10 protein-coding genes are annotated in these 16,547 nt (G+C 34.6%); 8 read left to right on the top strand and 2 right to left on the bottom strand.

Annotated elements, in window-relative coordinates:
* Positions 1 to 2 precede the first annotated feature (2 nt).
* Together msrA and msrB are read right to left on the bottom strand one after the other, a co-directional pair.
* Positions 3 to 539 (bottom strand): peptide-methionine (S)-S-oxide reductase MsrA, encoded by a 537-nt coding sequence (msrA, locus tag P7122_RS01450; RefSeq protein ID WP_278004001.1) that lies wholly within the window; start codon positions 537 to 539, stop codon positions 3 to 5.
* Entirely contained in the window at positions 532 to 990 is a 459-nt protein-coding gene (msrB, locus tag P7122_RS01445) for a peptide-methionine (R)-S-oxide reductase MsrB (protein WP_278004000.1), read from the bottom strand. The genes msrA and msrB overlap by 8 nt, the downstream gene beginning before the upstream one ends.
* A 195-nt stretch (positions 991 to 1,185) precedes the next feature.
* Between msrB and P7122_RS01440 the strand changes: the two genes are divergently transcribed.
* From P7122_RS01440 to bglX, 8 genes are all read left to right on the top strand, one after another.
* Positions 1,186 to 3,978, top strand: coding sequence for a helix-turn-helix and ligand-binding sensor domain-containing protein (locus P7122_RS01440; protein WP_278003999.1), 2,793 nt, complete (start codon positions 1,186 to 1,188; stop codon positions 3,976 to 3,978).
* Between the two features lie 249 nt (positions 3,979 to 4,227).
* A complete protein-coding gene (locus P7122_RS01435; protein WP_278003998.1) occupies positions 4,228 to 7,242 on the top strand; it encodes a SusC/RagA family TonB-linked outer membrane protein in 3,015 nt (1,004 codons plus the stop codon).
* Between the two features lie 12 nt (positions 7,243 to 7,254).
* The gene (locus P7122_RS01430; protein WP_278003997.1) at positions 7,255 to 8,793 is read left to right on the top strand and encodes a RagB/SusD family nutrient uptake outer membrane protein; all 1,539 of its coding nucleotides are present in this window, start codon (positions 7,255 to 7,257) and stop codon (positions 8,791 to 8,793) included.
* Positions 8,794 to 8,806: 13 nt separating this feature from the next.
* Positions 8,807 to 10,537 (top strand): LamG-like jellyroll fold domain-containing protein, encoded by a 1,731-nt coding sequence (locus P7122_RS01425; protein WP_278003996.1) that lies wholly within the window; start codon positions 8,807 to 8,809, stop codon positions 10,535 to 10,537.
* 113 nt (positions 10,538 to 10,650) lie between these two features.
* Positions 10,651 to 12,024: a glucoamylase family protein gene (locus tag P7122_RS01420; protein WP_278003995.1), complete on the top strand. Its 1,374-nt coding sequence runs from the start codon at positions 10,651 to 10,653 to the stop codon at positions 12,022 to 12,024.
* A 10-nt stretch (positions 12,025 to 12,034) separates the two neighbouring features.
* Positions 12,035 to 13,378 (top strand): glucoamylase family protein, encoded by a 1,344-nt coding sequence (locus tag P7122_RS01415; RefSeq protein ID WP_278003994.1) that lies wholly within the window; start codon positions 12,035 to 12,037, stop codon positions 13,376 to 13,378.
* 9 nt (positions 13,379 to 13,387) lie between these two features.
* Positions 13,388 to 14,173 carry a carboxylesterase family protein gene (locus P7122_RS01410; RefSeq protein ID WP_278003993.1) on the top strand — a complete coding sequence of 262 codons (786 nt, stop codon included), beginning with the start codon at positions 13,388 to 13,390 and terminating at the stop codon, positions 14,171 to 14,173.
* A gap of 2 nt (positions 14,174 to 14,175) precedes the next feature.
* Complete coding sequence (bglX, locus tag P7122_RS01405; RefSeq protein WP_278003992.1) at positions 14,176 to 16,527, top strand: beta-glucosidase BglX; 2,352 nt, start codon at positions 14,176 to 14,178, stop codon at positions 16,525 to 16,527.
* Positions 16,528 to 16,547: the final 20 nt, after the last annotated feature.

Below are 16,547 nucleotides of genomic sequence, written 5' to 3'. Positions count from 1 at the left end.
AATCACTTTAATTTATCTGAATGTAGCTGTCTTAGCTTACGAAGCTTAGGGTCTATTACAAACGTACAGTAGCCGTAATCTGGATTGTTTTTATAAAAATCCTGATGCTCTTTTTCGGCTTCAAAAAATGTTTCAGCTTTAGTAATTTCAGTTACAATAGGGTTTTTATAATATGCTGCAAGTTCATTAAGAACAAGTGTTGCTGTGTTCTTTTGTGTTTCGTTATGATAAAAAATTACCGAACGATACTGTGTGCCTCTGTCAGCACCTTGTTGATTTAAAGTTGTTGGATCATGAGTTGTCATAAAAATGATAAGTATATCTTGATACGAAATTACATTAGCATCAAATGTAACCTGAACAACTTCTGCATGTCCTGTTAAACCAGAACAAATTTCTCTGTAAGTTGGCCTTCCTGGCACAGTTCCGCCAGAATATCCAGAAATCACTTTTTCAACACCATTTACCTCTTCAAAAACAGCTTCGGTACACCAAAAACAACCTCCGCCAACAGTAGCTATTTGTAGGTTCTTACTCATTTGTGTTTTCTTTTTCTAAAACCATAGATTCTGAGTTAATACAATATCTTAAACCACTTGGCTCAGGACCATCAGGAAAAATATGCCCTAAATGTGCGTCGCAAGTATTGCACATTACCTCTACGCGTACCATTCCGTAAGAGGTGTCCTTTTCATACTTAATAGCGTTTTCCTTAATAGGTTGGGTAAAGCTTGGCCAACCTGTACCAGAACTAAATTTTATTGTAGAGTCAAATAAAGGTGTATTGCAACATACACAATTGTATTTGCCAGCATCGTAAGTAGTGCAGAGTGCACCACTATGCGCACGTTCGGTTCCTTTCTGTCGTGTTATTCTGTATTGTTCTGGTGTAAGTTGGGCACTCCATTCGGCTTCCGTTTTTTCAACTCTTGAGTCTGGTTTGGGATTTCCGTTTACAGCAAAATTTATAACATCTTTCCAAGTAAGCATAGCCTAAAATTCTTTTCTTTTTAATTAAAGATTCTTTTATTGGTAAAGATAGTCGAAGTAACTTAGTTTTGCTTACTATAACTTATAAATGGTGCTTAAATAATGTTGTAAAACCTATATAGATCTTAACTTTTATAAGTAAGATTACAGAAATCATTATTTTTAAATCCTTATTAAAAAGTGTAACTTTATTTAATGAAGAAATCTTTATTTTTTTTACTTCTCATTTTCACATTTTCTTTATCGGTCTTTGGTCAATTTTCACCAAATATCTACAATTATTCTATTGCAGAGTATAAAGCCAGTAACCAAAACTGGGATTTGTACAGAGCAGATAACGGAAAAGTTTACGTAGCTAATAATATTGGTTTATTAGAATATGATGGTATAGATTGGAAATTATTTCAACTACCCAATCAGACTACTGTAAGATCGGTTTTGGTATTCAACGATTTAATTTTTACGGGCTCTTTTGAAGAGTTTGGTTATTGGAAAGAAAACGATTTTGGTGGTTTAGAATATGAGTCTTTGAGTGAATTAATGAAATCTGAGATTTCACCAAATGAAGAGATTTGGCAAATTTTGAGCTACAAGGGTAAAGTTATATTTCGTTCTTTTTCTAGCATCTACATTTATGATTTTAATACTGTTGAAAGGATTCACCCTAGCTCAGCTGTAATTTCTTTGAGTTTGGTAGATGATGATTTGTTTGTGTCTACATTAAACGATGGAATTTATAAACTAGAGCAAAAAAGGTTAGTTCCATTCTTTTCTGATGAAGCCTTAATTGATACTAAAATAATTTCAATTGTAAAAAATAAGGATAAATATTTGATTATGACTTCTTTAAAAGGAAGTTATCACCTTGTTTCTAATAGACTAAGACCAACACAATTTGCTTTTAATAACGAGATAAAGCAGCATCAATTAAATAAGTTCTCCATGCTTCAAAATGGAGATATGGTTTTTGGAACCATAAAAGATGGCGTCTATGTTGCAGATCATAATGGTGAAATTAAATTTCATATAAGTAAAGAAAATGGTTTGGTAAATAACACTGTGTTAAGTCAGTTTTTAGATGAAAACGATAAGCTATGGCTTGGCTTGGATAACGGTATATCTACTATAGATTTAAAGAATACGAACTATTTTTTTAATGATGTGTCTGGTAAGCTTGGCGCAGTGTACGACATTGTTAAGTATCAAGATTTACTTTATGTAGGTACAAATACTGGTCTTTTTTATCTCGATAAGAATAATAATTTAAACTTTATTGATGGTTCTCAAGGTCAGGTTTGGGATTTAAAGATTATTGATAATAACTTGTTTTGTGGTCATAATGAAGGTACTTTCTTAGTCAACAAAAATCAGATTCAAAAAATTTCAGATTTTACTGGTGGATGGACCATTCAAAAAGTACCAGAGCATGATGATTTGTATATGCAAGGGACTTATGCAGGTTTGGTTAAGTTTCAGCAAAAAAATGGCAAATGGGAAACCAAACACATGGGACAAACAACCATTCCTTCAAGGTTTTTGGTGTTCGAAAACCCTACAACAGCTTGGGTGGCCCATGCTTATAAAGGTATTTATAAAGTAAACTTTAATAGTTCTTACGATACCATTACAAAGATTACCAACTATGGTGTTAAAGGGTTAGATTCTGAATATAATCCTAGAGTTTACAACCTTAAAAACGATATAGTTTTTAAGACCAATCATGGCTGGCAAAAATATGAGCCTTTACTAGATTCTATTGTGCCTTTTAAGTTACTAAATGAAAAATTCGGTAAAGACGCTTATATAATTTCAGAACAATCCATGAGTCCTATAGTGCTAAAAGACAAAAGTGGTGTTATAAGTTTTAAGTATATCAATAACGATAGTGTAGAACAAAAGATAAATAACAAATTAATAAAGAATAGATATATCGTAGACTATGAGCATGTTTCTAAAATAGATCATTCGCTTTTTGCGTTGAATTTAGATAATGGTTTTATGCTTATAGATGAAACGTTTAGAGATTCTATAGCGATCTACAAACCTCAAATCGAAGCTATAAGGATTAATGGAGAGTCTATACGATTATCAGCTATTTCAGGAGATAAGACCATTAAATTAAAACATAACGAGAATGTTAATCTAGAGCTTTCTTCTTCAAAATCTAGTAATCATTATTTTGAGTATAGCATACCTTCATTGAGTAAAGATTGGTTTAAGGTAGATAATAGAAATCTTGATTTAAATAATATTAACCATGGTGTCTATGATATATTATTGAGAACGCGAGACGATTCTGGTAATACGTCATCACCAAAAGAGCTTATCTTAGATGTAAGTCCACCTTGGTACAAAGGAACCTTTGGTATGGTGCTTTATGTTGTGCTTTTGTTTGGGTTTATAGGCTTGTTTTATTATCTACATCACAGAAAGGTGCAGAAAGAACAGCGTTTGCTTAGAGTAAAGTATCAGAGAGAGCAGCATAAGCTGTTACGTGAAAAGACCCTTGAAAATGAAAAGAATATCGTTCAGTTAAAAAACGAATCATTACAAAATGAATTAAAGATAAAAAGTAAGCAGTTGGCAAATAATGCAATGGCATTAGTAAAGAAGAATGAAGTATTGCAAGACATTAAAAGAGAGTTGGCTGTTAACAAAGAAGGTTTTAAAGATTACTATTCATATAAAAAGCTTGTAAAAAAGCTAAACAGCTCTCTAGAACATAAAGATGAGTGGGAAGTTTTTGAAGAAAACTTCAATCAGGTACACGATGAGTTTTTTACAAAGTTAAAATCTCGACATCCAGTCTTAACTCCTAAAGATTTGAAAGTTTGTGCCTACATCAAAATGAATTTAGCCAACAAAGAAATTGCACCATTGATGAATATCTCTGTAAGAGGTGTAGAAACACACAGATACAGGCTAAAAAAGAAATTGAGTTTAGAAAATGATATTTCTTTGACAGATTATTTATTGAATATTAAATAATAGCTATTAAAAGTTGTTAAATTAATATTTATCACTACGTCATTACTACGTCACTACGTTAAAATTTTAAGATTTTACAACGTTTTCGTGTATATTTAAACTACGTCAAATTCTGATTTTAAGGGCTTTTTAACGCATTCTGCATTTGTTGGCGTAATTAAAATGTAAATAACGCTCACTTTAAATTAAGGTTAAGGTTTTAATTTTAGATTCAGAAAAAACTAACTATTTCAATCTAAATGTTAATGTATGAAAACTAAATTCAGTTTAATATTACTTTTATTTTTCTCCCTCATTTCATGGAGTCAACAAATAGAAGTAAATGGTGTTGTAACTTCAGCAAGTGATGGTGTACCATTGCCTGGTGTAAGTGTAATTGTAGAAGGTACCTCTAGAGGAGGCGTTACCGATTTTGATGGTAAATACTCTATAAGTGTACAAAGCGGCGAAAAATTAAGTTTCAGTTACATTGGGTTTAAAACTCAAACTGTAACAGTAACTGACCAAACCACAATAAATATCACTTTAGAAGATGATGTAGAGTCATTAAATGAAGTTGTAGTTATTGGTTACGGTACTCAGAAAAAAGCCGATTTAACAGGTGCAATTGCTACAGTAAAATCTGAAGAAATTGAAAGAACACCAAATAGTAACGTAGCACAATCGTTGCAAGGAAAGGTTGCAGGTGTGCAAATAACAAGTAATGGTTCTCCTGGAGATTCGCCAACGGTTAGAATTCGTGGTGTTGGCTCTTATGCTGCAGGAAACAATCCTTTATATGTTGTAGATGGTATGTTCTATGACAATATAGACTTTTTAGATAGTAGCCAAATTGAAAGTTTTTCAGTTTTAAAAGATGCGTCTTCTATTTCTATTTTTGGACAAAAAGGTACTAATGGTGTAATTATCATTGAAACAAAAAGAGGAAGTAGAGAACAAAAGCCTGTGTTTACTTATAACGGTTATACAGGTTTTCAAAATGCTCAAAATGTAGTTAAAATGGCTAATGCCGAGCAGTTTGTAACTATGGCTTACGAGTCTGGTTCTGATGCTGATATAGAGTTTGTAGAAAACGCAATACAACGTTATGGCAGAAGTAGAGTAAATCCTAATATACCTAACGTTAATACAGATTGGTATAAAGAAGTATTAAGAGTTGCTCCAATTACTAGTCATAATATAGGTGTTACTGGTGGTTCTGAGAATGTTAACTATAGTCTTAATGCAAGTTACTTTTCTCAAGAAGGTATCTTAGATATGAAGAATGAGTATGAGCGTTTCAATATTCAATCTAGTGTTGATGTAAAAGTGTCTGATAGATTAAAAATAGGAACTAACGCTATTTTTAGTAACGCAACAAAGTATAATCCAGAAAACAGTGCTTGGTTTCAAACATATTTTGCAGTTCCGATATTACCAGTATACGATGAGCTAAATGTTGATGCCGATCCTATTCCATTTTCAGATGCTAGAGTGTTAGGGTATCGTGGTTCTCAAAACCCGTTTCCGGTTATGACATTCAATAATAATCGTTTAAAGATTAAGAAGATACTTGCAAGCATTAATATGGAGTATCAAATTATACCTGATAAGTTAAAGTTTAGATCTGCTTACAGTCATGACTATTCAGCAATATCAGAAAGAAATGTAAGACTACCTTATTATATAACAGAGAATTCTCAAAGAGAAGTGTCTTCTATAAGAAGAGCAAACGTAGCTTATTCTAATCAAATTTGGGATAACACTTTAACGTATACAGATAGTTTTGGGGATCATAATCTAACCGTAGTCGCTGGTTCTTCTTATAGAGATGAGCAAGTAAATGATTTTTCGGCTACAGGAAATAATATTCAAGGTATTGGTCTAGAAAGCTCTTGGTATTTAAATTTTGCTGATCCAACATCATTTTCTAATCAGGTTAATGAAATTGGAGACCGCTTCTACGCTATGGCATATTTTGGAAGAGCAGAATATAATTACAAAAACAAATATCTTCTTAATGCTACAATAAGAACAGAAGGAGATTCAAAATTTCCTAAAGAGATTTGGGTTACTACACCAGCTGTTGGTTTAGGTTGGGTATTAACTGAAGAGAGTTTTATGCAAGATAATGGTATTTTCGATTTCCTTAAATTAAGAGCAAGTTGGGGACAGCTGGCTAATGGATCTTTAGGTGATAGTTCTGGTACTAGAACAGTTTCTACAATTACAACTGCGATTAATGATGTGGCTACAGCTGGTATTATTAGTTCTAGTAATTATACAGATCTAGAAAGAGAGATATTAGAAGAAACTAATGTTGGTATCACAGCTAGACTTTTTGATAGCAGATTATCCTTAGAAGCAGATTACTATGTAAGAGATACTAAAAAACTTGTAATACCTGTAGATCAGCCTATAGTTAGTAATACTATTTTAGAAAACGTAGGTGAGATGAGAACTCAAGGTATTGAAGTTGCTGCTAATTGGTCTCAAACTTTAAATGAAAACTGGAGCTTTTCTGTAGGAGCAAATATTGCGACCTTAAATAATGAAATGACAAAGATTAATAGTGAAGCAGGTTATTTTGATACAGGTCAAGCTGAGTTCCGTCAGAGATCTATGGTTGGTGAGCCAATTGAAGCATTTTATGGATGGGAAGTTATTGGTGTATATCAAAACCAAGAAGAAATTCAAAACGATCCAATTGCTGTAGCTAACGGTTTAGAGCCTGGAGATTTTAAATTTAGAGATATCGATGAAGATGGAGATATAGATGCAAGTGATAGAGCTGTATTAGGGTCTTACTTACCATCGTTTGTTTATGGTGGTAACTTACAAGTGTCGTATAAACAATTTGATTTATCAGTTTCATTTTCTGGACAAACAGGTAATGATATCTTAAATAGAAAAAGAGGTGAAGTATTATTTACCAATGATACTAATATGGATGCTGATTTTGCGATTAACAGATGGCACGGAGAAGGTACTTCAAATTCTTACCCTTCTTCTGCAGGTAGAAGAAAAGCGTGGAACCAAAGAATGAGTACATTTTTTGTAGAAGACGGTTCGTATTTCAGAGTTCAAAATATTCAGTTAGCGTATACAATACCTTCAAGCAAACTAGGAGATAACATGCCAGAAGTAAAGTTGATTTTTACAGCAGATCGTCCGCTAACGGTATTTAACTACAATGGTTTCAATCCAGAGGTGTCAAATGGTATTGATAGAGAAACATACCCAATACCAGCAGTTTATACTTTTGGTGTTAATATTAAAATATAAGAAATGCTTGATATGAAAAATTTAAAACAAATAAAGAGGTTAACATTAATGTTAACTGTCTGTATGGTGTCTTTTTATGGATGTACAGACAAGTTAGAAGAAAATGACGGACAATTATCTGCTGATGATTTAGACTTCACAAAGACCGAAGACATGGTATTACCATTAATTGGTGCTTATGCAGAAGTTTATAAAAGAGGTTGGGAAGATCCAATATTAGTAGGTGTAAGAGGTGATGATGTAAATGCAGGTGGAGTTGGTGATGCTCAGAACGGACTTACAGAAGCGGATCTTTACAGTTACGATAATAATTATTGGATGTTTAATCAGGTTTGGAGTAATTTCTACGGAGATATTGTAGATGTAGTTAACTCTAAAGAAACCATAGAACGTTATAAAGAATTTGCTACAGGTAGTGATGTAGCGTTAGCAGATCAATACATCGCTGAGGCTAATGTATTAAGCGGATACCAACATTTGCAAATGTCTCGTATGTGGAGTGATATATTCATTATCACCTCTTCTAGTGTATCAGAAGACATAGATAATGGTATAGATACCAAAGCAGAGGTTATGCAATATGTGTCAGATCTTATGGATGAGTCTATTCCTTTTTTACCAGACTCAAGACCAAACGAAAGAACCGATATTAGAGGTGGTGTTACTAAGTATACAGCTTTAGCAGTAAAGGCGATGGCTCAATTAGAATTAGAGAATTATCAAGCAGTTGCTGATGTATGTGGTGAAATTATTAACTCAGACAAGTTTATGTTGTATGGAGATTTTTATGAGTTATTCAAAAAAGAAGGTCAATTAAGTAATGAGAGTTTATTCGAATTTCAATTTTCAGACTACAATTCAGATTCAGGAGATGTAAACAATCACTTATTTGCACCTTTTGGTCCACCAAGCTGGACACCTGCTGTAGATGGAGCTTCAGGTGGTTGGGGTTTTTACGAGCCTAGCTTAAAGTATATTAAATTTATGATAGACCGAGGAGACCAAACACGTTTAGTAACTAGCGTTTGTTTTACACCTCGTGGATTAGAAGAGTTAACTCTAGATCCTGACTACGCAACTTTACCAGGTTATATCTCTACAACAACTCCAGATGGTGATACATTTAACGACACACCAAGATTTATGTTTGCAAGTGGTAAGCACTATTGGCCTTCAACAGACCTTACACCTGGTAGAAATAGCTATGGCTCAGGTAAGAACTTTATTGTTATAAGATACGCAGAAATCTTATTAATGTATGCTGAAGCTTTAACCCATGGAGCTAGTGGAAGTGGAATGACAGCAGACCAGGCAGTAAACCTAGTAAGAGGTAGAGTTGGAATGGGTAATCTTTCTGGTGTAACTACAGATATGGTAATTGACGAGAAATTTGCAGAATTAGGTATGGAATGGGGAATTCGTTATTACGATATGATAAGATTAAACAAGTATGATGAGTTAAGCTATGACGGACGCACATTCACAGCAGACAAAGAGTACTTAAGATATCCTCAGGATCAATTAGATCTTTTACCTCTAGAAGAAAATTAAAAAAATTATGAATATGAAAACAATTAAAAAATATATAGCACTTATAGTTGTTCTTGTCATTGTTTCATCATGTTATGATGGTATCGACCCTATAACTCAAGTAGATCCAGGACAAGATGCAGGAGCACCTGTAGTAGATATTCTTTACCCTTCTGAAGGAGATGAGATTAATACTATAGAGCTTGTTGTGCCAATTGATATCGCCTTTAAAGTAGAGGATGATATAGAAGTTGCATCTATAACAGTAAGTTATGATGGAACTCAAATAGCGTCTTTTGATAGTAGTAATGATACTTTTTTAGATTACAGAATTGTAGAAAGAGCACTTACCTATGATAACGTAACTACAGGTATGCATACAGTATCTGTAACTGGTACAGATATAGCAGGTAACTCTACAACTAGTTCTGTAACGTTTGAAAAAGCACCTCCATACGAAGCGGTTTTTCCAGGCGAAGTATTTTACATGCCTTTTAATGGAATCTTTACAGAGTTAATATCTCTAACAGATCCAGAAGAAGTAGGTACTCCAGAATTTGCAGGTGAAGCGTTTGATGGATCAAATGCTTTTAGAGCAACACAAGATTCTTACTTAACTTTTCCTATAGACGATATTATGTTTGGCTCTAATATGAGTGGTGCATTTTGGTACAAAGTTAATGGAGCACCAGACAGATCAGGTATTTTAACTGTAGGTGATGATGCTGATGATAGATTTCAAGGATTTAGATTATTCAGAGAAGGATCTGCAGATTCTCAAAGAATAAAACTTAATGTAGGTACAGGAAGTGGAGAAAGCTGGAATGATGGTGGATTAATCGATGTTACTGCTGGAGAATGGGTTCATGTTGCTTTTACAATTTCGCCTACAGAAACTGTAATTTATCTAGATGGTATTCCTGTTAATACAAGTTCGCCTGCATCTCCAATAGATTGGACAGGTTGCAATGAAATAACAATAGGTGCTGGTGGAGAAACATTTAGCTATTGGAATCATTTATCTGATGATAGTGCTATGGATGAGTTACGTTTATTCAATACAACGCTTTCTCAGTCTGAAGTTTTAAATATCATTAATGTTACTAATCCTTATGAGCCAATGTATAATGGAGAAACATTCTACATGCCTTTTGATGGTACTTATACAGAGTTAATAAGCTTAGGCATGGCAACAGAAGTTGGTGCACCTGGTTATGCAGGTGAAAGTTACTTAGGTTCTGATGCTTATATGGGCGCTACAGACTCTTATCTAACATATCCTATAGACGGACTTTTTGGTGAAGATGAATTCAGTGCTACGTTTTGGTATAAAGTAAATGCTACACCAGATAGATCAGGTATATTAACAGTAGGTTATGTAGGTGATAATCCTGAAAATAGAAATCAAGGCTTTAGGTTATTTAGAGAAGGTAGTGCTACTGAGCAAAGAATAAAGGCCAATGTTGGTATTGGTGGAGGTGAAAGTTGGAATGATGGAGGTGTTATTGATGTAACTGCTGGAGAGTGGGTACATATAGCCCTTACAGTTTCAGCTACTGAAAGTAAGATCTATTTCAATGGAGTAGAACAATTGTCATCAACATTTGCAACTAGTATAGACTGGACGAACTGTACAGAAATAACTATAGGTGCCGGAGGAGAGACTTTTAGTTATTGGAACCATTTGTCTGATTTAAGCGCATTTGATGAATTAAGATTATTCAATGTTGCTTTAACAGAAGCAGAAATACAGGATATGCTTTAAAATTTCATATTCAATTAATTGGTTTAAGTCTAATTTTTTTGAACTATCCTTATTTTAATTTTAGCGGCATTTTATCCATATAAGATGCCGCTAAATTCTTACTCAAAATTCAAATGAAATACTTTCTTAAAATATGTGTCGTATCTATAGTTTGTTGTTTTACAATAAGCTGTAAGTCTAACGATGAAAAAAAAGATAAAAGTACATTAGCTGTTAATACTAATGTAAAGCATAAATATGCAGATCTTTCTGGAGATGCATTATTAGATACCATTCAATACCAAACCTTCAATTATTTTTGGGAAGGAGCAGAACCAAATTCAGGTTTAGCAAGAGAGCGATTGCATATGGATAATAAATATCCAACATCGCCAAAAAACACAGTTACAACAGGCGGAAGTGGTTTTGGTCTTATGGCCATTTTAGTTGGTGTAGAACGTGGCTGGATTACAAGACAAGAAGCCTTTGATAGATATAAGAGAATTGTAAATTTCCTCGAAAACGCAGACCGTTTTCACGGAGCTTGGTCGCATTGGATTGACGGCGAAACAGGCAAAATGTATCCTTTTGGAAAAAAAGATAACGGAGGTGATTTAGTAGAAACAGCCTTTTTGGTTCAAGGTCTGCTAACCGTTGCAGAATATTTTAAAGAAGGCAACGCACAAGAAAAAGAACTCGTAGCTAAAATAGATCAATTGTGGAGAGAGGTAGAGTGGGATTGGTACACTAAAGATGGCGAGGATGTGTTGTATTGGCACTGGTCGCCAGAATATGGTTGGGAAATGAACTTTCCTGTTGGTGGTTATAATGAGTGTTTAATTATGTACGTGCTTGCAGCAGCATCACCTACACATTCAATTTCAAAAGAAGTTTACGAAAAAGGTTGGGCAAGAAATGGCGAAATCGTTTCAGACAAATCATATTATGATGAAGCGTTGGTGTTAGACTATTTTGAGCATAGCGATGCACCAATTGGTCCATTGTTTTGGGCCCATTATTCATACTTAGGTCTTAATCCCAAAGGACTGTCAGATCAATACGCGGATTATTGGAAACTAACTCAAAATCACGCTAGGATTCACCATAAATATGCAATCGACAATCCTAAAAATTACAAAGGATATGGAGACAGTCTTTGGGGTTTTACTTCAAGTTATTCTATAAAAGGTTATGCAGGTCATAGACCAGGAGATGATCTAGGTGTTGTTTCTCCAACAGCCGCATTATCATCATTTCCATATACACCAAAAGCAAGTATGAATGTGTTAGAAAACATATACAAAAATCACGATAGCTTGGTTGGTAAGTATGGTCCTTATGATGCGTTTAGCTTAGAGTATAAATGGTATTTGCCACGATATTTAGCTATCGATCAAGGCCCAATACCTGTTATGATAGAGAATTACAGAACAGGTTTGTTCTGGAAATTATTCATGCAAAACAAAGATGTAAAAACAGGTTTAGATAAGCTTGGTTTTAAATATTAAAAATTTAAAAATGAAGAAACTTAGTTTCATATTACTGTTGCTCATTTTAAGCTGCGGAAAAGATGACGGACCAGGTTACCAGGAACCTTACAATCCAAATGATGATGATCCAGTTGTAGAATTGACGGATGATGAAATAATGGATTTAACTCAGCAACAAACATTCAAATATTTTTGGGATTATGCTGAGAGTAATTCAGGTGCTGCAAGAGAGAGATACCATCCTAATGATCCGTCAAACAGTCAAAATGTAGTAACTGTTGGTGGAAGCGGATTTGGTCTTATGGCAATTTTAGTAGGTATTGAGAGAGGATATATTTCGCAATCTGAAGGTGTGGCAAGGTTAACTCAAATTTTAAACTTTTTTGAGGATGCGGATCGTTTTCACGGAGCTTGGCCACATTGGTTAGATGGTGGTACTGGTAATGTAATTCCGTTTAGTTCACAAGATGATGGTGGAGATATTGTAGAAACAGCATTTTTAGTGCAAGGTTTAATTTGTGTAAAAGAATATTTTGAAGGTGGTACAACCGAAGAGGATGCTTTGGCAACTAAAGCAGATGAACTTTGGAAAGGTGTAGAATGGGATTGGTACACTAATAATGAAAACAAATTACTGTGGCATTGGAGTCCAAATAACGGGTTTGCAATTAACCTTGAGCTAAAAGGTTACAACGAAACCTTATTAGCATTTATTTTTGGTGCAGCGTCACCAGATCATACCATGCCATCAGAGGCTTATCATCAGGGTTGGGCAAGTAGTGGCAATATTGTGTCTTCTGCAACTCAGTATAACATTCCTTTAATTTTAGATCACGCTGGTACAGGTACAGGACCTTTGTTTTGGGCCCACTATTCTTACTTAGGACTAGATCCAAGCAATCTTTCAGATCAGTATGCTAATTATTGGGATCTAAATGTTAATCATACCAGAATAAACTATCAATACTGTGTTGATAATCCAAGCAATTATGTGAGTTATGGACAAGATTGTTGGGGATTAACAGCAAGTTATACCAGAAATGCAGATGGTTCTGTTGGGTATTCTGCTCACGATCCAGAAAATGATACAGGTGTCATTTCACCAACGGCTGCTGTGAGTTCTATTCCTTACACACCAGCGCAATCTTTGGCAGCAATGCACTTTTTCTACGAAAATGATTTAATGGGTCCGGCAGGTTTTTACGACGCATTTAGTCCGCAATACAGTTGGGTTACAGAACGCTATTTGGCAATAGACCAAGGACCACAAATTATTATGATAGAAAATCACCGTTCAGGACTGCTTTGGAATTTGTTTATGCAAAATGAAGACGTTCAAAATGGTTTGGATGCTTTAGGATTTACGTATTAAAATATTAAGATGAAACTATTTAAAAACACACTAACCTTTTGCCTATTAGTCTTTATAACCTTGACTAATGCTCAAGAGGATTTATACAAAGAAAAAATTCACGTTAAAGACAATGATACGTTGCAATATCGCATTATGTATCCTGAAAATTTTTCTGAAGACGAAGAATATCCTGTTGTTCTGTTTCTTCACGGAGCAGGAGAACGTGGAGAGGATAATAAAAAACAACTTGTTCACGGTAGCAAATTGTTTGCAGAACAAACCAACAGAGGAGCATTTCCTGCCATTGTAATTTTTCCGCAGTGTCCTAAAAGTGATTATTGGTCTAAAGTAGATGTAGACAGATCAACAAACCCAATAGGACTGAATTTTAAATACGAAAATGGTCCAACAACATCAATGGGATTGGTGTTGGATTTAATGGATGAATTTGCTGAAAAACCTTTTGTAAAGAAAGAAAAAATATATGTAGGTGGTTTGTCTATGGGTGGAATGGGAACTTTTGAAATCCTTTACAGACGACCAGAAATGTTTGCCGCAGCTTTTGCCATTTGTGGTGGAGGCGACCCTGAGTCTGCTAAAGAATACGCTGACAAAATAGATGTATGGGTATTTCACGGTGCTAAAGATGATGTGGTAGATCCTCAACTTTCGTTAGATATGGTTAGTGCCATTTTAAAATATGGTGGCAAACCAAACTTTACCTTATACGCAGACGATAATCACAACAGTTGGGATTCTACGTTTGCTGAACCAGAATTATTAAAATGGCTTTTCTCTAAATCAAAAAAATAAAAATGAAAAAACTTAGACTAATTAAAAACATAAAATCCGTAGCAGTTGCACTTGGTGTTATCACCGTTTTTTCGTGCAATACGAATACAGATAGTAAATCTGCTTCAGGTTCAAAGAGTGAAAATCCTTATCAGGAAAAGGTAGATTCTATCATTGGGTTAATGACTTTAGATGAAAAAATAGGTCAGTTAAATCTTCCTGCTACAGGTCCAATTACAACAGGTGCTTCAAAAAGTACTGATGTTGTAAAAAAGATTGAAGACGGAAAAATTGGAGGACTTTTCAATATTAAAGACCCAAAAAATATTTATGAAGTTCAGAAAATAGCAGTAGAAAAAAGCCGATTAGGTATTCCTCTTATTTTCGGAATGGATGTTATTCACGGTTTTAAAACCACATTCCCAATTCCGTTAGGTTTATCAGCCTCTTGGGATATGGAAATGATTGAAAAAACAGCACAAATTGCAGCTAATGAAGCAAGTGCCAATGGAATTAACTGGACGTTTTCGCCAATGGTAGATATTTCTCGCGATCCACGTTGGGGAAGAATTTCTGAGGGAAATGGTGAGGATCCATATTTAGGTGGCGAAATAGCACGTGCTATGGTTCGTGGTTATCAACAAGATGATTTATCGGCAAACAATACCTTAATGTCTTGTGTTAAGCATTTTGCATTGTATGGTGCTGCAGAAGCAGGTAGAGATTACAACACTGTAGATATGAGTCGTATTCGTATGTACAATGAATATATGTTGCCATATAAAGCTGCTGTAGAAGAAGGTGTGGGTTCGGTTATGGCTTCATTTAATGAAATTGATGGTGTTCCTGCAACAGGCAACAAGTGGCTATTAACCGATTTACTACGCGATGATTGGGGGTTTAATGGTTTTGTTGTGTCAGATTATACAGGTATTTATGAAATGCGTGCACACGGAATGGGAGACGAATACGATGTAACGTCTTTAGCGCTTAAAGCTGGTTTAGATATGGATATGGCAGGCGATTCGCCAAACATTAAAGCATCATATACGTATGCTTTAAAAGATGCTTTAGACCAAGGAAAAATATCAATGAGCGATATCGATAAAGCTGTTGCACGTATACTTACAGCAAAATACCAATTAGGTTTATTTGATGATCCTTACAAGTATTGCAGTGAAGAAAGAGCAAAAAAGGAAACACTTACTCAAGAAAATAGAGATTATGCGCGTCTTGTGGGTGCAGAATCTACAGTATTACTTAAAAATGACAACCAAGTTTTACCATTAAAAAAATCTGGAACAGTTGCAGTCATAGGACCTTTGGCAAAAGCAGCTAACAATATGCCTGGAACTTGGTCTGTATCGTCAGATCATAGCAAAGCTATTTCGGTTTGGGATGGGTTACAGCAAACTGTTGGTAACGATGTTAATCTATTGTATGCTAAAGGAAGTAATCTAGACTATGACTTAGAATTAGAAAAACGAGCTACAATGTTCGGAAAAGATATTCCAAGAGATGGTAGAACCGATAAGCAAATGTTAGATGAAGCATTAGCAATCGCTAAAAAAGCAGATGTTGTTGTTGCAACTATAGGTGAGTCTGCGGAGTTTAGTGGAGAAAGTAGTAGCCGTACAGATTTGGGAATTCCACAAGTACAAAAAGATTTACTACAAGCTTTATTGAAAACAGGAAAACCTGTTGTGCTGGTATTATTCACAGGAAGACCATTAACTTTAGTTGAAGAAAACGAAACAGTTCCTGCTATTCTTAATGTTTGGTTCCCAGGAAGTGAAGCTGGTTTATCCATTTCAGATGTATTATTTGGAGATGTTAACCCTTCAGGTAAGCTTACAGCAACATTCCCAAGAAATGTTGGTCAGGTGCCATTGTTCTACAACCATAAAAATACTGGTCGTCCATTAGGAAATAGAGAAGGTAAGTTTGAAAAATTCAAAACCAACTATCTAGATGTACGTAACGAGCCACTGTATCCATTTGGTTATGGATTAAGCTACACCACTTTTGATTATAGTGATGTAAAACTAGACAAGACTTCAATGACTGATAGTGATACGATTAATGTTTCAGTTGATGTTACAAATTCTGGTGACTACGACGGCAAAGAAGTTGTTCAGTTATACATTAGAGATTTAGTTGGTACGGTTACAAGACCTGTTAAAGAACTTAAAGGGTTCCAAAAAGTATTTATAAAGAAAGGTGAAACAAAAACAGTAAGCTTTACCATTTCTGTTGAAGATTTAAAATTCTACAACTCTAATTTAGATTTTATTGCAGAGCCAGGAACATTCCATGTGTTTGTTGGAACAAATTCAAACACTGAGCGAATGAAAGAGTTTGAACTTAAAAAATAAAGAAATCTGCCTTTTTAGAA

Origin of the sequence: Winogradskyella marincola (assembly GCF_029624125.1) — a bacterium.
GTDB lineage: Bacteria > Bacteroidota > Bacteroidia > Flavobacteriales > Flavobacteriaceae > Winogradskyella > Winogradskyella marincola.
This window is presented reverse-complemented; position numbering and strand designations above follow the sequence as displayed.

Excerpts from the sequence above, each read along its gene's own strand:
- msrA (WP_278004001.1), bottom strand. The coding sequence starts at position 539 with ATGAGTAAGAACCTACAAATAGCTACTGTTGGCGGAGGTTGTTTTTGG.
- msrB (WP_278004000.1), bottom strand. The coding sequence starts at position 990 with ATGCTTACTTGGAAAGATGTTATAAATTTTGCTGTAAACGGAAATCCC.
- P7122_RS01440 (WP_278003999.1), top strand. The coding sequence starts at position 1,186 with ATGAAGAAATCTTTATTTTTTTTACTTCTCATTTTCACATTTTCTTTA.
- P7122_RS01435 (WP_278003998.1), top strand. The coding sequence starts at position 4,228 with ATGAAAACTAAATTCAGTTTAATATTACTTTTATTTTTCTCCCTCATT.
- P7122_RS01430 (WP_278003997.1), top strand. The coding sequence starts at position 7,255 with ATGAAAAATTTAAAACAAATAAAGAGGTTAACATTAATGTTAACTGTC.
- P7122_RS01425 (WP_278003996.1), top strand. The coding sequence starts at position 8,807 with ATGAAAACAATTAAAAAATATATAGCACTTATAGTTGTTCTTGTCATT.
- P7122_RS01420 (WP_278003995.1), top strand. The coding sequence starts at position 10,651 with ATGAAATACTTTCTTAAAATATGTGTCGTATCTATAGTTTGTTGTTTT.
- P7122_RS01415 (WP_278003994.1), top strand. The coding sequence starts at position 12,035 with ATGAAGAAACTTAGTTTCATATTACTGTTGCTCATTTTAAGCTGCGGA.
- P7122_RS01410 (WP_278003993.1), top strand. The coding sequence starts at position 13,388 with ATGAAACTATTTAAAAACACACTAACCTTTTGCCTATTAGTCTTTATA.
- bglX (WP_278003992.1), top strand. The coding sequence starts at position 14,176 with ATGAAAAAACTTAGACTAATTAAAAACATAAAATCCGTAGCAGTTGCA.